This window comes from Allobosea sp. FBZP-16 (genome assembly GCF_002831785.1).
GTDB lineage: Bacteria > Pseudomonadota > Alphaproteobacteria > Rhizobiales > Beijerinckiaceae > Allobosea > Allobosea lupini.
This window is the reverse complement of record NZ_LNCQ01000045.1, coordinates 148,149-166,849: the sequence shown is the minus strand read 5'-3', so window position 1 is coordinate 166,849 and position 18,701 is coordinate 148,149. Positions and strand designations below refer to the sequence as shown.

Annotated in this window: 15 protein-coding genes; 11 read left to right on the top strand and 4 right to left on the bottom strand. The window is 67.1% G+C overall.

Annotated elements, in window-relative coordinates; genetic code table 11:
* Positions 1-32: 32 nt before the first annotated feature.
* Together CXY91_RS23085 and CXY91_RS23080 are read right to left on the bottom strand one after the other, a co-directional pair.
* Positions 33-3,881 carry a hydantoinase B/oxoprolinase family protein gene (locus CXY91_RS23085; RefSeq protein WP_100963685.1) on the bottom strand — a complete coding sequence of 1,283 codons (3,849 nt, stop codon included), beginning with the start codon at positions 3,879-3,881 and terminating at the stop codon, positions 33-35.
* Positions 3,878-4,663: an IclR family transcriptional regulator gene (locus tag CXY91_RS23080; RefSeq protein ID WP_091836648.1), complete on the bottom strand. Its 786-nt coding sequence runs from the start codon at positions 4,661-4,663 to the stop codon at positions 3,878-3,880. The genes CXY91_RS23085 and CXY91_RS23080 overlap by 4 nt, the downstream gene beginning before the upstream one ends.
* A gap of 408 nt (positions 4,664-5,071) precedes the next feature.
* Between CXY91_RS23080 and CXY91_RS23075 the strand changes: the two genes are divergently transcribed.
* The 11 genes from CXY91_RS23075 to CXY91_RS23025 are packed head-to-tail and all read left to right on the top strand — an operon-like array spanning position 5,072 to position 15,395.
* Positions 5,072-5,764, top strand: a complete 693-nt coding sequence (locus CXY91_RS23075) for an MtnX-like HAD-IB family phosphatase (RefSeq protein WP_100963683.1) — start codon at positions 5,072-5,074, stop codon at positions 5,762-5,764.
* On the top strand, positions 5,757-7,205 hold the full coding sequence (locus CXY91_RS23070; protein WP_100963681.1) for an aspartate aminotransferase family protein: 1,449 nt from the start codon (positions 5,757-5,759) through the stop codon (positions 7,203-7,205). The genes CXY91_RS23075 and CXY91_RS23070 overlap by 8 nt, the downstream gene beginning before the upstream one ends.
* A gap of 16 nt (positions 7,206-7,221) precedes the next feature.
* Positions 7,222-8,145 carry an arginase family protein gene (locus CXY91_RS23065; RefSeq protein ID WP_100963679.1) on the top strand — a complete coding sequence of 308 codons (924 nt, stop codon included), beginning with the start codon at positions 7,222-7,224 and terminating at the stop codon, positions 8,143-8,145.
* Positions 8,142-8,504 (top strand): EamA family transporter, encoded by a 363-nt coding sequence (locus CXY91_RS23060; protein WP_100963677.1) that lies wholly within the window; start codon positions 8,142-8,144, stop codon positions 8,502-8,504. Before CXY91_RS23065 ends, CXY91_RS23060 begins: the two co-directional genes overlap by 4 nt.
* A gap of 13 nt (positions 8,505-8,517) precedes the next feature.
* Positions 8,518-9,363: an alpha/beta hydrolase gene (locus CXY91_RS23055; protein WP_100963675.1), complete on the top strand. Its 846-nt coding sequence runs from the start codon at positions 8,518-8,520 to the stop codon at positions 9,361-9,363.
* Entirely contained in the window at positions 9,360-10,520 is a 1,161-nt protein-coding gene (locus CXY91_RS23050) for a GNAT family N-acetyltransferase (protein ID WP_100963673.1), read from the top strand. The genes CXY91_RS23055 and CXY91_RS23050 overlap by 4 nt, the downstream gene beginning before the upstream one ends.
* Positions 10,517-10,909: a DMT family transporter gene (locus tag CXY91_RS23045; RefSeq protein ID WP_100963671.1), complete on the top strand. Its 393-nt coding sequence runs from the start codon at positions 10,517-10,519 to the stop codon at positions 10,907-10,909. The genes CXY91_RS23050 and CXY91_RS23045 overlap by 4 nt, the downstream gene beginning before the upstream one ends.
* Entirely contained in the window at positions 10,906-11,340 is a 435-nt protein-coding gene (locus CXY91_RS23040; RefSeq protein ID WP_100963669.1) for a DUF2147 domain-containing protein, read from the top strand. The genes CXY91_RS23045 and CXY91_RS23040 overlap by 4 nt, the downstream gene beginning before the upstream one ends.
* 40 nt (positions 11,341-11,380) lie before the next feature.
* Complete coding sequence (locus CXY91_RS23035; RefSeq protein ID WP_100963667.1) at positions 11,381-13,108, top strand: sensor histidine kinase; 1,728 nt, start codon at positions 11,381-11,383, stop codon at positions 13,106-13,108.
* The gene (locus CXY91_RS23030) at positions 13,105-14,481 is read left to right on the top strand and encodes a sigma-54-dependent transcriptional regulator (RefSeq protein WP_100963665.1); all 1,377 of its coding nucleotides are present in this window, start codon (positions 13,105-13,107) and stop codon (positions 14,479-14,481) included. The genes CXY91_RS23035 and CXY91_RS23030 overlap by 4 nt, the downstream gene beginning before the upstream one ends.
* 23 nt (positions 14,482-14,504) lie before the next feature.
* Positions 14,505-15,395: a MipA/OmpV family protein gene (locus CXY91_RS23025; protein WP_100963663.1), complete on the top strand. Its 891-nt coding sequence runs from the start codon at positions 14,505-14,507 to the stop codon at positions 15,393-15,395.
* A gap of 8 nt (positions 15,396-15,403) precedes the next feature.
* Here the strand turns inward: CXY91_RS23025 and CXY91_RS23020 are convergent, their stop codons facing one another.
* Together CXY91_RS23020 and CXY91_RS23015 are read right to left on the bottom strand one after the other, a co-directional pair.
* Positions 15,404-16,465, bottom strand: a complete 1,062-nt coding sequence (locus tag CXY91_RS23020; RefSeq protein WP_091836620.1) for an ABC transporter ATP-binding protein — start codon at positions 16,463-16,465, stop codon at positions 15,404-15,406.
* A 15-nt stretch (positions 16,466-16,480) separates the two neighbouring features.
* The gene (locus CXY91_RS23015; RefSeq protein ID WP_100963661.1) at positions 16,481-18,667 is read right to left on the bottom strand and encodes an ABC transporter permease; all 2,187 of its coding nucleotides are present in this window, start codon (positions 18,665-18,667) and stop codon (positions 16,481-16,483) included.
* Positions 18,668-18,701: the final 34 nt, after the last annotated feature.

The following is an 18,701-nucleotide window of genomic DNA, read 5'->3' as shown; positions in this document are numbered from 1 at the left end:
TGGCCCTCAGCGGGCGTCTTTCGCTTGATCGGTCAGGCAACAAGGATGCCGGTCTTGGCTTCGCCGACATCCTGGGAGGCATGGGCGGCATGCATGCCGTAATCGCGCCTGGCCGCTTCCGGTGAGACGAGGCCGAGCGCGATGTCGCGGGCGATCGCCTCGCGGGAGCGCTCGGAAGCCGGGCCGTAGCCGGCGCCGCCGGCGAGCACGAGTTCGACGATCTCGTGCGGCTGCCTGACCTGGACGAGCTCGCCGGTGCCGACGTCCTTCAGCACATGGCCCAGCTCGTCGATGATCCGGCCGGAGGCGCCGCCGCCGGCCTTACCCTCGAACAGGCCCGGGATCGGGTTGTTGACCCCTTCCGGATAGAGCGAGACCAGGGTCGGCAGGCCGTCATCGGAGAGCTTGCGCAGGCGCACGCGCTGGCCGAGGCCGCCGCGCTGGCGGCCAGCGCCGCCGGAGTCGGTCAGATAGGTCTTCTCGACCACCAGCACCGGCACCCGCGATTCGAAGGTCTCGATCGAGGTGTTGGCCGCCGAGGTCGGGTAGAGCAGGCCGGACTTGCCGTCGCCATGGGCCGAGCCGCCCTGGCCGCCGCCGACGAAGAGCATGTCGGAATAGGTGTCGCCGGCCTGGTCGCGGCCATAGACGCTCGCCGCCACCGGCAGGCCGGTGAAGGCCTGCACCTGCTTGGGCGCCGCCTGCGACAGGGCGCGGAAAATGTTCGGCGCCAGGTACCAGCCGGTGCGGGTGCGCAGGTTGACCGCCAGCGGCTTGTCGCAGTTCAGGATCGAGCCCTTGGGCGCATCGATCGAGAAGGCGCGATAGCAGCCGGCATTGCCGCGCACCGACGGCGTCAGCATGCACTTCAGCGGGTAGGTGGCGTGCGCCATCGTGTAGTTGAGCGTGCAGTTCAGCCCGCCCTGCGGCAGCTGTGGCGGCGCGCCGGCAAAGTCGAGATGGATGGTGTCGTCCTTCACCGTCAGCGCCAGCGGATAGGTCATCGGCGTGCCGAGCGGATTGTTCGAAACGGTGCCATGATAGGTGCCGTCCGGCAGCGCCCGGATCGCGTCGCGCATCGCCTTCTCGGAGCGGCTCTGCACGACATGGGCGAGGGCGCGCAGGTCCTGCATGCCGTAGCCGGTGAGGAAGGACTGCAGCCGCTCGGCGCCGATGGCGTTGGCGGCGACGAAGGAGTGCAGGTCGCCGAGCACCTGCTCGGAATTGCGCACGTTCTCGGCGAGCAGGCGGACCAGCGTCTCGTTGATCCTGCCGGCCTCGTAGAGCTTCATCGGCGGGATCTGGAAGCCTTCCTCGTAGATCTCGCGGGCGCGCAACGAATCCTTGGTGCCGCCGATGTCGGAGACATGGCCAACGGTGCCCATCAGGCCGACGACGCGGTTCCCCAGGAAGACCGGGGTGACGATGGCGATGTCGAAGAGATGACCGGCGCAGAGCCAGGGATCATTGGTGATCAGCACGTCGCCGGGCTTCAGCGTCTGCGCCGGATAGCGCTCCAGCAGCGCCTTGACCGCGCGCGGCAGCGTCAGGTTGAAGACCGGCATGGCGCGTGGGCTGTGCGCCAGCGTCTCGCCTTCGGGGTCGAGCAGTTCGCAGGCGAAGTCCTGGGCTTCCGAGATCACCAGCGAGAAGGCGGTGCGGCAGACGGTCAGCCACATCTCCTCGACGACGTTGATCATGCGGCTCCACATGATCTCCAGCGAGATCGGATCGGCCTCGATGCGGCGCGCGGCCTCGGCGAGGGGCATGTCGGCGGTGATCGTGGTCTCGGCCGCATTGGCCTGGCCGACATGGATAATCAGGTTCAGGACCTCGTCGATCGTGACGCTGTCGCCGGGCGGCACGATCGTGGTCGCCTCGCGCTCCTCGATGATCGCCGGGCCCTTGATCGTGTCTCCGGAGCGCAGGGCGTAGCGGTCATAGACCTCCGCCTCGCTCCAGCCGCCCTCGAACCAGGCACGGCGGCTGCCCTTGACCTTGTTCGTGGCGTCGCCGCCGCCGGCAGCGCCGGAGAGCGAGAGCGTCGGCACCGGGCCGGCGCAGCGGACGCGGAAGTTGATCGCTTCCAGACGGGCGCCCTCATAGACCGAGGTGTAGCGGGCCGAGTAGGCCTTGCTGAAGGCGGCGCGGATCGCCTCCAGGCTGGAGGCGTCGATCGCACCTGACGGCAGCGGTACGGCAATGTCGTGCATCTGGCCGACGAGGCGCATATCGGCCGAGCGTTCGACCGTGACGTCGCCGGGCTTCACGCCGGCCTCGATCAGGTGCTTGCGGCCTTCTTCCTCCAGATCGGTCAGCACGCGGTTGACCGCGGCGGCGTCGAAGCCTTCGGAGAACTCGACCGGCAGCGAGCGCACCATGTCGAAGGAGAGCGGCGCGGCGAGGAAGCCGAGCGCCGAGGCCGCGCCGGAAGCCGGCGGTATGATGACCTGCCTGACGCCGAGCACGCGGGCGACATCGACGGCATGGGCGGGGCCGGCGCCGCCGAAACCGACCATGGCGTAATGGCGGGGGTCCTTGCCCTTCTCGACGAGATGGACGCGGGCGGCGGCGCCCATGCTCTCGACCACGACCTTGTGGATGCCCCAGGCGGCTTCCTCGATCGAGAGGCCGAGCGGCTCGGCGACGGTGGCGACGGCCTTGCGCGCTGCGTCGAGATCGAGCGCCATGCGCCCGCCGAGGAAGAAGCCGGGATCGTAGTAGCCGAGCACGAGATTGGCGTCGGTCACGGTCGGCTTCGTGCCGCCCATGCCATAGCAGGCCGGGCCGGGATCGGAGCCGGCCGAATGCGGGCCGACCTTGAGCAGGCCGACCTCGTCGATCGCCGCGATCGAGCCGCCGCCGGCACCGATCTCGATCATGTCGATCACCGGCGCCTTGATCGGCAGGCCAGAGCCCTTGGCGAAGCGGTTGACGCGGCCGGCTTCCAGCATCGGCGCGATCTCGGCGCGGCCGTCCTCGATCATGCAGGCCTTGGCGGTGGTGCCGCCCATGTCGAAGGAGATCACGTCCTTGTGGCCGGCGAGCTCGCCGAACAGGGCCGTGGCGAGGCCGCCGCCGGCCGGACCGCTCTCGAGCAGGCGGATCGGGAAGGTGCGGGCCGTCTCGGGCGAGACCAGGCCGCCGGCCGAATGCATCAGCCGGAGCGCGCCGGTGAAGGAGCGGGCGGCAAGCTCGCGCTCAAGCCGCTCGAGATAGCGCCGCATCAGCGGCTGGACATAGGCGTTGGCGGCGGTGGTGACGAAGCGCTGGTATTCCCAGATCTCGGCGACGACCTCGCTCGACAGCGAGACCGTGAGTTCCGGGCAGGTCTCTCGCACGATGCGCCCCGCTTCCTGCTCATGGGCGGGGTTGCGGTAGCTGTTGAGGAAGCAGATCGCGATCGCCTCGCAGCCGGCGGCGGCGAGCTCGCGGGCGGCCTTGCGCACCGCTTCGGCGTCGAGCGCGGTCACGACCTTGCCGTCGCGGTCCATGCGCTCGGGCACTTCGAGGCGATGCTCGCGCGAGACCAGCGGATCGGGGAAGGTCAGGAAGAGATCGTAGATGTCGTAGCGCTGCTCGGTCCCCATTTCGAGGATGTCGCGGAAGCCCTTCGTGGTGATCAGGCCGAGCCTGGAGCCCTTGCGCTCGATCACGGCGTTGGTGACGAGCGTCGTGCCGTGGACGATGTCGCCGACATCGGCGAGCGTGATCCCGGCCATCTCGACGAGTTCCCCAAGGCCGATCAGCGCTGCCTCGGACGGATCGTGCGGAGTGGTCAGGCGCTTGTGCAGAAGGACCGAGCGCTTCTCACCGTCATAGAGGATGAAGTCGGTGAAGGTACCGCCGATGTCGAAGCCGATGCGCCAGCGATTGCTCATGGAGCGGTCTCCGAAGATGAGAGGTTCAAGGGGAAGAAGCGCTTGTCCTGGGTCAGGGCCGCGATCTCGGCGGCCCCTTCGGCCAGGGAACGGATGATGGAAAGGCGCTCACTCGGCTCGACCGTCGCAGCCGGGAAGGAGATGCAGAGCGCGACCTCGTCGCCGGTGGCGGGATCGCCGAGGCCGACCGAGATGGCGCGCACGCCGCGCACCGCCTCGTCATGGGACTCGGCAAAGCCGTTGCGGCGGGTCTCGGCCAGCCGCGCCAAAAGCTCGTCCATGTCGCGAGGCGCGGTCTCGGACGGCGCGACGAAGCCCTCAGGGTAGAGCGCGCGGACCTCGGCGTCGGGGAGCCTGGCGAGCAGAGCGCGGCCGGTGCTGGAGGCGAAGGCGGGGATGCGGTCGCCGATCGACGTGACGACCCTGAGCGCATGCCGGCCGGGATGGGCGGTGACGCCGATGATCTCGGTGCCGCGGCGCACGCTGATATAGCCGGTGTGGCCGATCTCATCGGAGACGCGTCCGACCACGGCGTCGGCGCGATCGATCAGCGAAGCGGCGAAGCGATAGAGCTGGCCGATCTGGGCGAGCAGCAGCGCCGGGCGATAGCGCTTGCTGTCGCCGACCGTCTCGAGAAGCCCCTCGTCGCGCATCGCCCTGAGCAGGCGCGAGGCGTTGCTCTTTGGCATGCCCAGGAGAGTCACGAGATCGGTCACGGTCACGTCGTGACGCGTGCTGGAGAAGCAACGAAGCACGTCTGCGGCTGCCGTCAGAATGGACATCCGGATCGCTTCCGAAGAAGTTCCATAAAATGGAACTTAAGTTTCAATAAAAGGAACATTACGCCGGCTTGACAGTGAGTCAAGACCGTTTGTGTCGGCGATGGATCTCAGGCGGTTCGAATCGTTCGCGCGGGGAGGCGAGATCGGTCCTGCGGGACCCTAGATGCGGGGCGTCTTTCGCGAGAGGCTGTGGTCCTGCGACCTGCTCTGCCCGCCGTATGAGACGCAATCCTCAGGCAAGCTCACCGCTTATAGACTGGATGCGAGGCTCCAAAAAATGGAGCCTCCTTCAAAAGGCGCAGGCCGCGACCCAGAACTGCGGCTCTCTTCTTCTCGATATTTCAAGGGCTTGGTGTGTGGCACGAGGGTTGCTGAGGCGGCGCGCGGACTGGCTGGAGCGCAGCAGGCATGAATTGGCAGGCAATCGTCGATTTCGACGGGACCATCTCACGCGAGGATACGACCGACCGTGTGCTGCAGCGTTTCGCGGAGCCGGGCTGGGAAGAGATCGAGGCGGACTGGGTCGCCGGCAAGATCGGCTCGCGCGAATGCATGCAGCGCCAGGTCGCGCTGCTGCATGCCTCGCCCGACGTGTTCGACACCTTCGTCTCCTCGCTGGCGATCGACTGGGGCTTCGCTGCCTTCGTGCGGCTGTGCCAGCGCGCCGGGATTCCGGTGACGGTGGTCTCTGACGGGCTCGACCGCACGATCCATGCGCTTTTGGGCCGTGCCGGCCTCAGCGGCCTGACCGTCGTCGCCAACCATATCGAGCAGTTGCCCGGCGATCGCTGGCGGCTGACCTCGCCGCATGCCGACCCCTCAGGCGGCTGCGCCAGCGGCACCTGCAAGTGCCGCGTCGCCAGCAGCCTTTCCCGGCCGCTGACCCTTTTGGTCGGCGATGGTCGCTCGGATTTCTGCGTCGCCGGCCAGGCCGACCTCGTCTTCGCCAAGAAGAGCCTGATCGCGCATTGCCGCGAGAACGGCATCGGCCACCGCCCGTTCAACACATTCTCGGAGGCCGTCGGCCTCCTCGAAACCCTGCTGTCGGAAACCACGAGCGAACCGGCGGCCCCTGCACGCAAGGACATGATCAATGGATGACGGCTTCACCCTGCTCGACCGCGCCGAGCAGGTCGATATTTCCTCCGCGCCGGCAGCGACGCTGGCCGATGAGGAAGCCCGCCTTCTCGCGCTTGAGGCGCAGTACTGCTCGCATGGCGACACCGTCCACTACACGCAGTTCCCGAAGATCTTCTCGGGCTGCGAGGGCTCGTTCATGCTCGATGCGGCGGGCAACCGCTTCCTCGACTTGCAGATGTGGTACTCGGCCGTCAATTTCGGCTACGCCAATCCGCGCCTGAACACTGCGCTGAAGCGCCAGATCGATACGCTGCCGCAGGTGGCGAGCCAATATCTGCACCGCGAGAAGATCGAGCTCGCGGCGATGATCGCGCAGGATGCGCAGCGCAAGTTCGACGCCAAGGGGCGCGTCCATTTCAATGTCGGCGGCGCCCAGGCGGTCGAGGATTCACTGAAGCTCGTGCGCAATGCCAAGAAGGGCAAGAGCCTGATGTTCGCCTTCGAGGGCGGCTATCACGGCCGCACGCTCGGCGCCTCGGCGATCACCTCGTCCTATCGCTATCGCCGCCGCTTCGGCCATTTCGGCGAGCGCGCGCATTTCATCCCGTTCCCCTACCATTTCCGCGGCCCCAAGGGGATGAGCAAGGAGGAGTACGGGCATCACTGCGTGCAGCAATTCGCCCGGCTGTTCGAGAGCGAATACAACGGTGTCTGGGATCCCAAGGTCGGCGAGGCCGAGTACGCGGCGTTCTATGTCGAGCCGTTGCAGGGCACCGGCGGCTACGTCATCCCGCCGCCGAACTTCTTCATCGAGCTCAAGAAGCTGCTCGACCAGCACGGCATCCTGCTGGTGGTCGACGAGATCCAGATGGGCTTCTACCGGACCGGCAAGCTCTGGTCGATCGAGCATTTCGGCGTGCAACCGGACGTGATCGTCTTCGGCAAGGCGGTGACCAACGGGCTGAACCCGCTCTCCGGCATCTGGGCCAAGGAAGAGCTGATCAACCCGACCGTGTTCCCGCCGGGCTCGACCCACTCCACCTTCAACGCCAACCCGCTCGGCACCGCCGTCGCGCTGGAAGCGATGAAGATGATGGAGGAAGAGGACTACGAGAGCATGGTCATGGCCAAGGGCAAGTATTTCCTCGACGGGCTGCAGGGGCTGAAGCGCCGCCACAGAATCGTCGGCGAGGTCGACGGTCTCGGCATGGCGCTGCGGATCGAGATCTGCGAGCCGCATGACAGCTTCACCCCGTCGAAGCGGCTGGTCGACCTGATGTGCGACGAGGGCATGAAGGCCGACCTCGAGGTCGGCGGCAAGCGCTACGGTCTCGTGCTCGATATCGGCGGCTACTACAAGAACGTCATCACCCTCGCCCCGGCATTGACCATGAGCTATGCCGAGATCGACCTCGCGATCGAGCTGCTCGACCAGCTCTTCGCCCGCGTCGCCGGCGCCTGAGCCGCGGAGACGGGCCTTGCGCCTGCGCGTGATCGACCTCGACGGTAGCGTGGCGGCCCAGGAGCCGCTGCGCCGGCGCATCGACGCCGGCACGGCCGCGTGCATCGACGCCGCCGACCTCGCCGGCGCCATGCGCATCGTCGCGAGCCGCCGGGCCAAGGTCGAGCTGCTGCAACGCCTTGGTCAATGTGACGGCGAGGGAAAGGGCGTGCCCGTCTTCTTCTACGGCTCGGGTGATTTCCATCACGTCACCTCGGTGCTGCTGGGCCGTGTCGAGGAGCCAGTCACGGTCGTGCACTTCGACAACCATCCCGACTGGGTCAGCTTCCCCGCCACGGTGAATTGCGGCGCCTGGGTCAACCGGGCGCTGGAGCTGCCACAAGTCCACAAGGTCGTGACGATCGGCCCGTGCAGCGACGATCTCGTGCGTCCCGAATGGCAGTTCGCAAACCTGCGGGCCGTGGCCGAGGGGCGGATCGCGCTCTATCCCTGGCGGCACGAGCCCTCGCGGGTGTGGGGACGCTATGGCAAGACCGCGAGCTTCCGCCAGGAGAGCGGCCATCTGCATTGGCGCAACCTCGCCGACGAGGACTGGTCGGATTTCCTCGACGAGCTGATCACGGCGATCCCGACCTCGTCGGTCTGGCTGACGATCGACAAGGACGTGCTCGGGCCGGGCGACGCCTGCACCAACTGGGACCAGGGCGAATTGCCGTTGCGCCATCTGCTGGCGGCTGTGGAGCGGCTGGCAAGCGAGCGCCGGATCGTCGGTGCCGATGTCTGCGGCGACTGGTCGGAGCCGCGCTTCAGCGACCCTTTGCGTGCGACGCTCGCCTATTTCGACCATCCGCCGCGCTTCAGGCCGACGCCCGAGCAACTCTCCGTCAATGCCCGCATCAATGCGAGCCTGATCGACTGCTTCCAGCGGGTGCTGTCATGAACACGACGATCATCCTCTGGTTCGTGGCGTCGATCATCTGCGACGTCGCCGGCCAGATCTTCTTCAAGATCGGCGCCGACCGGCTGCCGCAGGGCGCCGATTTCCGGGCCACGGCGGCGGCAGTGGCGCGCTGCGGCTGGATCACTGCTGGGCTCGCGACCTATGTCGCCGAGTTCTTCATCTGGCTGCGCATTCTCGCCGAAGTGCCGCTTTCGATCGCCTTCCCGATCGCGAGCGCCAATTTCCTCGCCATCACCCTGGCCAGCGCCGTCTTCCTCGGTGAGCGCGTCGGCCGGCGGCAATGGCTCGGCTCCTTCCTGATCACTTGCGGCGTTATCATCGTCGCCAGAACAGCCTGACGGACATGTTCCGATGACCAAGCGCGATTTCAGTGTCCGCCTCGCCGGGGACCGCACCGGCTTCCTGCTCATCCACGGCCTCGGCGGCACCCCGGTCGAGCTGCGCTTCGTCGCCCGTGCGCTGCACCGGGCCGGCCATACCGTGCACTGCCCGCAACTCGCCGGGCATTGCGCCGGGGAGGCGGAGATCCTCGCCACCGACTGGCGCGACTGGACGCAGAGCGTCTTTGACGAGCTCGAGCGCATGCGCGAGATCTGCGACACGGTCATCGTCGGCGGCCTATCCATGGGCGCGGTGCTGGCGATGCATGTGGCCGCCCAGCGCCCGAAAGAGGTCGATGGGCTCGCGCTCTACGCACCGACACTCTGGTATGATGGCTGGTCGATCCCGCGCTATGCCTTCCTGCTGAAATGGTTCATCAACACGCCGTTCGGGCGGCGCTACAGCTTCGTCGAGCGCGAGCCCTATGGGCTGAAGGACACGCGCTCCCGGGCCCTCGTGGTCTCCTCGCTGACGAGCGGCGATAGCTCGACCGCCGGCCTGCTCGGCACGCCGTCCGGCGCGCTGAAGCAGATGTGGGACCTGATCGCGGTCACTCGCCGCGAGCTCCCGCAGGTCAAATGCCCGGCCCTGCTGGTCCATCCGCGCGAAGACGATATCGCCGACCTCAGGAACGCCTTCGAGATCCAGCGCAAGCTCGGCGGGCTGGTCGATGCGGGGATCCTCGACGACAGCTATCACCTCGTCACCATCGACCAGCAGCATGACATCGTGATCGAGCGCTCGCTGGCGCTGGCTGCGCGGCTTGCCAAGGCCCACCGCCCGGTGACGCCGCTGCGTGTCGTGGCAGCCGAATGAGCGCGCCCGAAGGCCATATCCTGGCCGGCATCGCGGATGTCTCCGCTGCCGCCTGGGACGGCTGCCTGCCCGGCGAGGCCGAATGCCATGCCTATTACACGGCCTGCGACGCGGTCGCCGCGCAGGCCGGTGTCGGCCTGCGCATGGCGGCCGCCTGTGCGGGATCCGACGGCGAGATCGTCGCGGTGGTGCCGTTCTTCCGGCTGAACTATCGGCTCGACACGCCGCTGCAGGGCAAGCTCAGGAGCTTCGGCGACGCCCTGTTCCGCCATGTGCCGGGACTGGTCACGCTGAAGGTGCTCTGCGTCGGCTCGCCCTATGCCGAGCGCTGCCATCTCGGCTTCTCGCCGAAGCTCGATGCGGCAGGTCGTGCCGCCGCCTTCCAGGAGCTCGCCGCCACGCTGGAGCGGCAGGCCGCCGAGGAGAAGGCGCATCTCGTGGTCTGGAAGGATCTGGCACCGGTCGAAGAAGAGGGCTTCGGCGGCGCCCTGAAGCAGGCCGGCTTCGCCCGGCTCGGCAGCCTGCCGATCGCGCTGCTCGACCTGCCCTTCAAGGATGAAGCCGCCTATCTCGCTTCGCTCTCCGCGGCGACGCGCAAGGACATCAGGCGCAAGCTCGCCAAGGCGAGCGAGGTCCGCATCGCCTTCCATACCGACATCACCGGGCTGGAGCCGACGATCGACGCGCTCTATGAGGCGACGCGAGCCCAGAGTGGGCTGGATTATGGCGATCTCGAAGTGCTGCCGCCCGGCTATTTCGGCGCGGTTTCGCGTGCGCTCGGCGAGCGGGCGGTGTTCGTGCTCTACTGGATCGGCGAGGAGCTCGCCGCCTTCAACCTGCTGCTGGTCGAGCCCGACCGGGTGATCGACAAGTTCCTGGGCATGCGCTACCCGCTGGCCCGCGAGCACAATCTCTACGCCGTGAGCTGGATGGCGAATGTCCGCTTCTGTCTGGAGCGCGGCATCGGAAAGCTCCAGAGCGGCCAGACCGCCTATGCCTCGAAGCTGCGCTTCGGCAGCCGGCTGGTGCCCTCGACCCTGCATGTCCGGCACCGGCTCGCGCCGCTGCAATGGGCGCTGCGGTCCTTGAGCCCCTGGCTCGGCTTCGAGCGCTTCGACCCCGATCTCGCCGCAATCGCCCGAAAGAAGGCCGCATGAGCAGCAGCTCGCCACCGGCAAGCAATGCATGGGGCCGTCAGCTGGCGATCTGGCTCGCCTTCATCGTGCTCGACACCGGTACCCAGCTCGCCTTCAAATGGGGCGCTGACGGGCTCGGCGACATGGACTTCGGCCTCGCCATGATGGCGAAGGCGGTGTCGCTGCCGGGCGTCTGGCTGGCGACGCTCGGCTATATCGGCGTCTTCGTCGTCTGGATGGTCATCCTGCGCGACATGCCGCTCAGCCGCGCCTTCCCGATGACGGGATTGGTCTATGTCACAGTTCCGCTGTTCGCCTGGTTCACCTTCGACGAACATATCGACCTGGTTCGTGCAGGCGGAATCGCGCTGATCATCGCGGGCGTGTTCCTGCTCGGAGGGGACGAATGAAACGTGGAGCTGGCCTTGGACTCGGCCTGATCGTGCTGGTTGCGACTGCGTGGATGGCGGCACTGCCGGCCCTGGCCGATCCGATGACCGACATCGTCGGGCGCTGGCGCGATTCCGACGGGGAATCCGAGATCGCGATCAGCCGCTGCGGCCCGGCACTGTGCGGCAAGATCGTCTGGCTGAAAGAGGAGCGCTTCGACATCTACAATCCCAATGAGGGGCTGCGGAAGCGCTCGCTGATGGGAATCCAGGTGCTGTCTGGCTTCAAGCCGGCTGCGAAAGGCGGCCTCGAGGGCGAGGGCTATAATCCCGCCGATGGCAAGACCTATCGCACGACGCTCGAACTGGCTTCCTCCGGGAGCCTCGTCATGCGCGGCTGCGTACTCGGCGGTCTGATCTGCGACGACGACACCTGGTCGCGGCAGCCATGACGGTGGCCGGCGGCCGGAGGTGAGGGAAACGAGATCCGGCATGTCGACGCGGATGGCATCGCTCAGGTTCAGGCTGGTGATCGGCTTCATGCTGGTCAGCGTGCCGGCGATGCTGGCCTCCGCCTTCATCGCCGCCAGGCTGATCTCAGATGCCTTCGAGGACAATGTCGAGCAATGGCTTGGCGATACCTCGCGCTTCTTCGCGCTCGAGATTGCCGAGGCGACGCAGGAGGCGCAGCGGGTCGCCGGCGTGATCGGTCACCGGCTCGAGCAATCGAGCAGCGACCAGAAGATGCAGAAGACCGTCGAGCGCGAGTTCGCGGTGCTGAACTCGGTCGGCTACGACCTGATCGCGATCTATCGCCCGGGCGGCGAAGTGCTGTTCAAGACGCGAGATTTCAGCAGCCTCACCCCGTTGCCGACCGAGACCAGCCTCGGCCTGTTCCGCATCGAGACCGACGGCAAGCGCTGGATCATGGCAGGCTCCGTCCAGGCCGTGCAGATCGGCGGCCAGCCGGCCAACCTCCTGGTCGGGACCTGGCTCGACGAAAGCTCCTTCGGTGGCATCAAGGTGGTGACGGCGCTGGAGATCCGCTTCTTCGCCCTGTTCGACGGCAAGCCCGAACTGATCATGCAGACGCATTCCGACCGCACGGCCGTCATACCTGCGGCCATACGGGCGAGATTGGAGGCCGGAGAGGACGGGATCTTCGATCCCGATGCCGATGGCGGCGCCTATCGCGCCGTCTATGCGGGACTGCGCGGCATCGACGGCCAGCTCGCGGCGATCAGCTTCATCGGCATGCGCAGCGAGGCGGGCTTCTTCGAGCAGCTCGGCCGCGAGAGCCTGTTCCTCGGCATCTTCCTGCTCGGCAGCGCGATCTCGATCGTCGTCGGTATCCTGACCTCGGACCTGCTGGTGCGGCCGCTGCGCGCTTTGACCCATGGCGTGCGCGCGATCGCGGCCGGGGATTTCGGCCAGCGCGTCTCGGCGGGCGGCGGGCGCGAGATCGTCGAGCTCGCCACCGGCTTCAACGGCATGGCCGAGCAGCTCGGCAAGCTGCAGGAGCTCGAGGCCGAGCTCAGGCGAAAGGACCGGCTCTCGGCGCTCGGGCAGGCGGCAATGGTGATCGCCCATGAGGTGCGCAACCCGCTCGGGATCATCAAGACCTCGACGGAGGTCGTCCGCAACCGCGCCAAGCTCGGTAATGCCGAAGAGAAGATGCTGGGCTACGTCATCGACGAGGTGCGCCGCATCGAGACGCTGGTCCGCGACTTCCTCGATTTCGCGCAGCCCAAGCCGCCGGTGAAGATCGAGATCCCCTTGCGTGCAGTGATCGATCGCGTCGCGGCGATCGCGGCGCCCGAGTTCTCTCGCCGGAAGATTAAGCTGACCGTCGAGGATACGAGCGGCGGGGCGACCGTCCTCGGCGACCCCGATCAGCTCTACCAGGCCTGTCTCAACCTCGTCCTCAACGCGATCGACGCGATGCCCGAGGGCGGCACGATCCAGGCCAGCGTGCGCGCCACCGGGGAGGGGGTCTCGCTGACGATCAGCGACGAGGGCGCCGGCGTGCCGGATGCGATCCGGCCGGAGATCTTCAACCCGTTCTTCACCACCAAGGCCAAGGGCTCAGGGCTCGGGCTCGCAAAGGTGCAGACCGTGGCGGAGGCCCATGGCGGCAGCGCCACCTGCGTCTGCGAACCGGGGCGGGGCGCAGCCTTCACCATCGCCCTGCCGCGGGCGAAACCGGGAGCACCGGCATGAGCCATTCCATCCTGGTAGTCGACGACGAGGTGCGGCTCGCCGACGTGCTGGCGGCAGCGCTGGAGGATCTCGGCTTCCGCGCCACGGCCGTCCACAGCGCGCGTGCTGCACTTGGCGAGCTCGAACAGGCGCGCTTCGACCTGGTGCTGACCGATCTCAGGCTGCCGGTGATGGACGGACGCGAGCTGTTGCGGGAGGTTCGCAGCCGCTGGCCCGAGGTGCCGGTCATCATCATCACGGCCTTTGCAGCGGTGCGCGACGCGGTCGACCTCGTCAAGGAAGGTGCGTTCGACTACATCGCCAAGCCCTTCGAGATTGACGACGTTTCGGCCACGATCAGGCGGGCACTGCGCCTCGCCGATGTGGTGCGCGACAATGAAAGGCTGCGCAGCGAGCTCGAAGGTCGCTACAGCTTCGACACCCTGGTCGGCAACAGCGCCTCATTCCGCCGCGTGATCGAGCAGGTCACTGAGGTCTGCGAGACGAAGGCAACCGTGCTGCTCAACGGTGAGAGCGGCACCGGCAAGGAGCTGGTCGCCAAGGCGATCCACTTCAACAGCCCGCGACGCGACAAGCCCTTCGTCGCGGTCAATTGCGCGGCGATCCCCGAACCCCTGCTGGAGAGCGAGCTCTTCGGCCATGTGAAGGGTGCCTTCACCGGGGCGCTCGCCAACCGTACCGGGCGCTTCGCCGCGGCCGATGGCGGCACGCTCTTCCTCGACGAGATCGGCGATATGCCGCTCCCGATCCAGGCCAAGCTGCTGCGGGTAATCCAGGAGCGCAGCTTCGAGCCGGTCGGCGCGACCCGGACCCAGACGGTCGATGTCAGGCTGGTCGCGGCGACGCACAAGGATATGCGCCAGGCCGTCGACAAGGGCAGCTTCCGCGAGGACCTGTTCTACCGGCTCAACGTCTTCCCGATCGTGCTGCCGCCGCTGCGGGACCGCGCCGACGACGTCCCGCTGCTGGCCACGCATTTCCTGGCCGAGCTGGCTGAAGCGATGGGCAAGCGAGCGAGCGGCTTCTCGCCGGCCGCCCTGGCTGCCATGACCGCCTATGACTGGCCGGGAAACATCCGCGAGCTGCACAACTGCATCGAAAGGGCGGTGATCGTAGCCAAGGCGCCGACGATCGATGCTGGCGATCTGCCGCAGGATCTGTTCAACGCCGCGCGCCGGGGCGATCGCGACAGCTTGCCGCGCGATCTCGACGCCGAACTCGAGCGGATCGAGCGCGATTTCATCCTCGAGGCGCTCAGGCGCAGCGACGGCGTGCAGGTCAGGGCTGCGAAATTGCTAGGCATAGCGGAAAGAAGCCTTTGGCACCGCATTAAGAAACTCGGTATTAGGCTGGGCCGCGCGATCGCGGACTGACGACCCATGGGACGACCCTCTCCATGCTTGCTCTCGTACGTCACGAACGTCCAGCCCGCGGCCGGCGCCGGCACGTCGCCGTCCTGGCCGGGATCGCCGCGCTGCTCGTCCTCTCCAACGGGGTGGTGCGCGCGAACGACGATGACGACGACGACGATGACGACACCAAGAAGATCCTGACCGATCCGACTCCGGCCAAGGGCTGGATCGTGACGCTGGGCGGCTCGTTCCAGGTCGGCCCGAAATATGACGGAGCAAATTCCGCCGGGCCGTCTTTCATGCCGTCGCTTTCCTGGCGCCGCGCCGGGGAGCCGGCCGGGTTCAGCGCCCCCGACGACAGCTTGGACTACGCCATCTACGACACCGATCGCTTCGATGTCGGCGTGGTCGGCGCCTATCGCTCCGGTCGTTACTCAGGCTCTAATATCCGGCTGCTCGGCATGCGCGACGTGCCCTGGGCGATCGAGGCCGGCGTCTTTGCCGAGTACTGGGTCATCCCCGAGCGGTTGCGCACCCGTGTCGAAGTCCGCCAGGGCTTCAACGGGCATCATGGCGTGGTCGCCGATTTCTCGGCCGACTGGGTCGAGCGCTTCGGCGCCTTCACCTTCGCCGTCGGTCCGCGTGCCTCGCTCGGCAGCGCTTCCTATATGCGCCGGAATTTCGGCGTGCTGCCGGGAGAGGCTGCGCTCAACGGCACGATTTCCGCCTACAAGCCCGGTGCCGGCGCCAAATCGGTCGGTCTCGCCTCGTCGCTGGAATATGCGTGGTCGCCGAGCTTCTCGACCACGCTGTTCACCCGCTACGACCGGCTGGTCGGGGACGCCGGCAACTCGCCGCTGGTCGACAGGCTGGGGCAGCGCAACCAGTTCTCGGTCGGCATCGGCGCGAGCTATTCCTTCAACATCGGCGGTTGAGTAGACACTCAGGGCACCAGGATCACGCCCGAGCTGGCGAAGGAGAGCCAGACAGGCGTGCCCGGCAGCAGCATGTCGTCGACATCGTGGCTGATGACGAAGAGTTCCCCGACCGCGGTCTCGATCATCAGGTCGAGATGGTTGCCGAGATAAGCGCATTTGCGGACGCTGCCCGGCAGTGTGCCCTGGCTTTCATGGCGCGAAACCAGCAGGCTCTGCGGCCGGATGGCTGCCTTCGCGGGGCCCGGCTGCAGGCCGCGCGCTGCCAATGAGACGTTCGCCGGACCGATCGCGACGGCAGCCCGCCCGTCGGCGACTGATTTCACGGTGACGTCGACCATGTTGGCGTCGCCGATGAAGTCGGCCACGAAGGCGTCGGCGGGTTCCTCATAGAGCTGGCGCGGCGTGCCTTCCTGGGCGATGCGGGAATTCGACATCACGATGATGCGGTCCGAGACGGCGAGCGCCTCCTCCTGATCGTGTGTGACATAGGCGACGGTGAGGTTGAGCGTCTGCTGCAGTTCGCGAATCTCCTCGCGCACGCGCCGGCGCAATTTGGCATCGAGATTTGAGAGCGGTTCGTCGAATAGCAGGACCTGTGGCTCCAGCACGAGGGCGCGGGCCACGGCGACGCGCTGCTGCTGACCGCCCGAGAGCTCCGAGGGAAAACGCTTCTCGAAGCCCTTGAGGCCGACCAGCGCCAGCTTCTCCAGCGCCATCTCCTGCGCCTTGGCCTTGGGCAGGCCCTTCACGGTGGGGCCGTAGGCGGCATTCTCGAGCACGTTCATATGCGGGAAGAGCGCATAGGACTGGAAGACCATGCTGACGTCGCGATCGGCGGCGGAGAGCCGGGTGACGTCCTTGTCGCCGATCAGGATCTGGCCCTCGCTGGCGATCTCCAGCCCAGCGATCATGCGCAGCGTCGTTGTCTTACCGCAGCCGGAGGGGCCGAGCAGCGTGACGAGCTTGCCGGCCTCGATCGAGAAGCTGACATTGTCGACCGCCGTCACCGCGCCGTAGCGCATGCTGACATTGCGGAACGCGACTGAGGCGGGGCCGGCCTTGGGCATGGCTGCAAGGTATCCTTACTTGATCGGCTCGGCCGCGGAGGAGGCGAGGGCGGGCGGGGTGCTGCGCCGGCCGAGCTTGCGCTCGCCGACGCCGAGCTGGATCAGGCTGATGCCGAGCGCCATCACCATGATCAGCACCGAGGAATAGGCGATGGCGAGGCCGAACTCGCCGGCTTCGACGCGGCCGACGATATAGGCGGTGGCGAGATTGTACTCGGCCGAGACCAGGAAGATCACGGCGCTCACCGTCGTCATGCTGCGCACGAAGCTGTAGATCAGCGCGGCGACGAGGGCCGGGCGCAGCAGCGGCAGCACCACCCGCCAGAGCGTCGTGAAGCTGCGGGCCGACAGCGTCGCCGAAGCCTCGTCGAGGCTCTTGTCGATCTGCGACAGCCCGGCGATGCCGGAGCGCACGCCGACCGGCATGTTGCGGAAGACGAAGGCGATGACCAGGATCAACCCGGTGCCCGTGATCTCGACCGGCGGCACGTTGAAGGCGAGGATATAGGCGACGCCGAGCACGGTGCCGGGAATGGCGAAGCTCAGCATGGTCGCAAATTCGAGCGCGCCACGTCCGGCAAAGCGCTGGCGCGTCAGGAGATAGGCGGTGAGCAGGCCGATGATCGCGGTCAGCGGCGCCGAGATCGCCGCGAGCTTCAGCGTGGTGAAGAAGGACGGCCAGGCCGAGCCGTCGAAATAGAGCCCGCGGCTGAAGTCGATCGAGAAGCCGGTGATGTAGTGCTGCAGCGTCGGGGTGTGGTCGCGCCCCATCGTCTTGACGAAGCCGCCCATCAGGATGACGACGTAGATGACAGCGGTCAGCGCCACCCAGGGCCCGATCACGAGGGCCGAAATCCAGGTGATCCGGCGCGGCAATGGCGTCGGCAGGCCGGAATCGCCCTTGCCGGTGACGGTGGTGTAGGACTTGCCGCCGAGCCAGTATTGCTGCGCCCAGAAGGCGGCGAGCGTGAAGCCGAGCAGGACGATGGCGAGCACCGCCGCCTGGCCCTGGTTATGTGCGGCGCCGACAACGGCGAAGAAGATCTTGGTCGAGAGCACCTCGAAATTGCCGCCGAGCACCAGCGGATTGCCGAAGTCGGCCATGCTCTCGACGAAGCCGAGCAGGAAGGCGTTGGCAAGGCCCGGTCGCAGCAGGGGCCAGGTCACGGTGCGGAAGGTGGTCCAGCGCTTGGCGCCGAGCGTCTGCGAGGCCTCTTCCAGGCTCGGCGCAATGCCCTGCACGACGCCGATCAGCACCAGGAAGGCGATCGGGGCGAAGGCGAGGACCTGGGCGAGCAGCACGCCGGGCAGGCCGTAGATCCAGCGCGAGCGCGGAATGCCGAACCAGTCGAACAGGAATGTCGAGAACAGGCCGGAGCGGCCGAAGAGCAGGATCAGCGCCAGGCCGATGACGAAAGGCGGCGTGATGATCGGCAGCACTGTGAGCAGGCGCATGGCCCGCTTGCCGGGCATGCCGGTGCGCAGGATCAGAAGGGCGCAGGCGAGCCCGAGCAAGGTGGTGATCAGCCCGGTCAGCACCGCCAGGATCAGCGTGTTCCAGGCGACGCCGCAATTGGTGTTGGCGGACAGGCAGCCCAGCCCCCAGATCGTCGAAGAGAACAGGCGCTCGACGAACTCGCCGAGGACGATGGCGCCGCTGGAATCGACCAAAGCGCTGCGCAGGATCACTGCGACCGGCAGGAAGATGAAGGTGACGATCAGCATGATGACGATGCCGATCGAGGATGTGGTGAAGAGGTCGCCACGGCACAGGCCGCGATAGGCAAGGCCGTGGCAGAGCAGCAGGAGCAGCGAGACAAGCGTGACGAGCGCGCCGAAGCCCATGCCGGGTTGCGATGCGCCAGCCCCGCCGAGCAGGGCGGCCAGCGCCGGCATGCCCTGGTCCTTGAGCGTGACAGCGAAGCCCTGGGCGAAGAAGACTGCGAGGCCGGCAAAGCCGATCCAGGCCAGGAGCTTGCCGGTGCCGGCATTTTCCTGCCGGAGGCTGAGCAGGCTCGCGAGGAGAAGGGCGATGCCGATGGGCAGGAGCCAGGGCGCAGCCCCCGAGAGCACGAGCGCCAGCGCCGTGCCGGACTTGCCGAACGGATAGCCGGACAGGCTCATCCCCTCGGGCAGATACCAAGGGATGAGCGCATAGCCGAGCCAGCCGGCCAGCAGCGCGAGCCTCGTCGCGGGACGCATCGTCTCTCGCCTCTCGTCTCAGATGTCAGCGGTC

What these genes read in the sequence shown, in the direction of transcription:
- CXY91_RS23085 (WP_100963685.1), bottom strand. Translation starts at nt 3,881, where the DNA reads ATGAGCAATCGCTGGCGCATCGGCTTCGACATCGGCGGTACCTTCACC.
- CXY91_RS23080 (WP_091836648.1), bottom strand. Translation starts at nt 4,663, where the DNA reads ATGTCCATTCTGACGGCAGCCGCAGACGTGCTTCGTTGCTTCTCCAGC.
- CXY91_RS23075 (WP_100963683.1), top strand. Translation starts at nt 5,072, where the DNA reads ATGAATTGGCAGGCAATCGTCGATTTCGACGGGACCATCTCACGCGAG.
- CXY91_RS23070 (WP_100963681.1), top strand. Translation starts at nt 5,757, where the DNA reads ATGGATGACGGCTTCACCCTGCTCGACCGCGCCGAGCAGGTCGATATT.
- CXY91_RS23060 (WP_100963677.1), top strand. Translation starts at nt 8,142, where the DNA reads ATGAACACGACGATCATCCTCTGGTTCGTGGCGTCGATCATCTGCGAC.
- CXY91_RS23055 (WP_100963675.1), top strand. Translation starts at nt 8,518, where the DNA reads ATGACCAAGCGCGATTTCAGTGTCCGCCTCGCCGGGGACCGCACCGGC.
- CXY91_RS23050 (WP_100963673.1), top strand. Translation starts at nt 9,360, where the DNA reads ATGAGCGCGCCCGAAGGCCATATCCTGGCCGGCATCGCGGATGTCTCC.
- CXY91_RS23045 (WP_100963671.1), top strand. Translation starts at nt 10,517, where the DNA reads ATGAGCAGCAGCTCGCCACCGGCAAGCAATGCATGGGGCCGTCAGCTG.
- CXY91_RS23040 (WP_100963669.1), top strand. Translation starts at nt 10,906, where the DNA reads ATGAAACGTGGAGCTGGCCTTGGACTCGGCCTGATCGTGCTGGTTGCG.
- CXY91_RS23035 (WP_100963667.1), top strand. Translation starts at nt 11,381, where the DNA reads ATGTCGACGCGGATGGCATCGCTCAGGTTCAGGCTGGTGATCGGCTTC.
- CXY91_RS23030 (WP_100963665.1), top strand. Translation starts at nt 13,105, where the DNA reads ATGAGCCATTCCATCCTGGTAGTCGACGACGAGGTGCGGCTCGCCGAC.
- CXY91_RS23025 (WP_100963663.1), top strand. Translation starts at nt 14,505, where the DNA reads ATGCTTGCTCTCGTACGTCACGAACGTCCAGCCCGCGGCCGGCGCCGG.
- CXY91_RS23020 (WP_091836620.1), bottom strand. Translation starts at nt 16,465, where the DNA reads ATGCCCAAGGCCGGCCCCGCCTCAGTCGCGTTCCGCAATGTCAGCATG.
- CXY91_RS23015 (WP_100963661.1), bottom strand. Translation starts at nt 18,667, where the DNA reads ATGCGTCCCGCGACGAGGCTCGCGCTGCTGGCCGGCTGGCTCGGCTAT.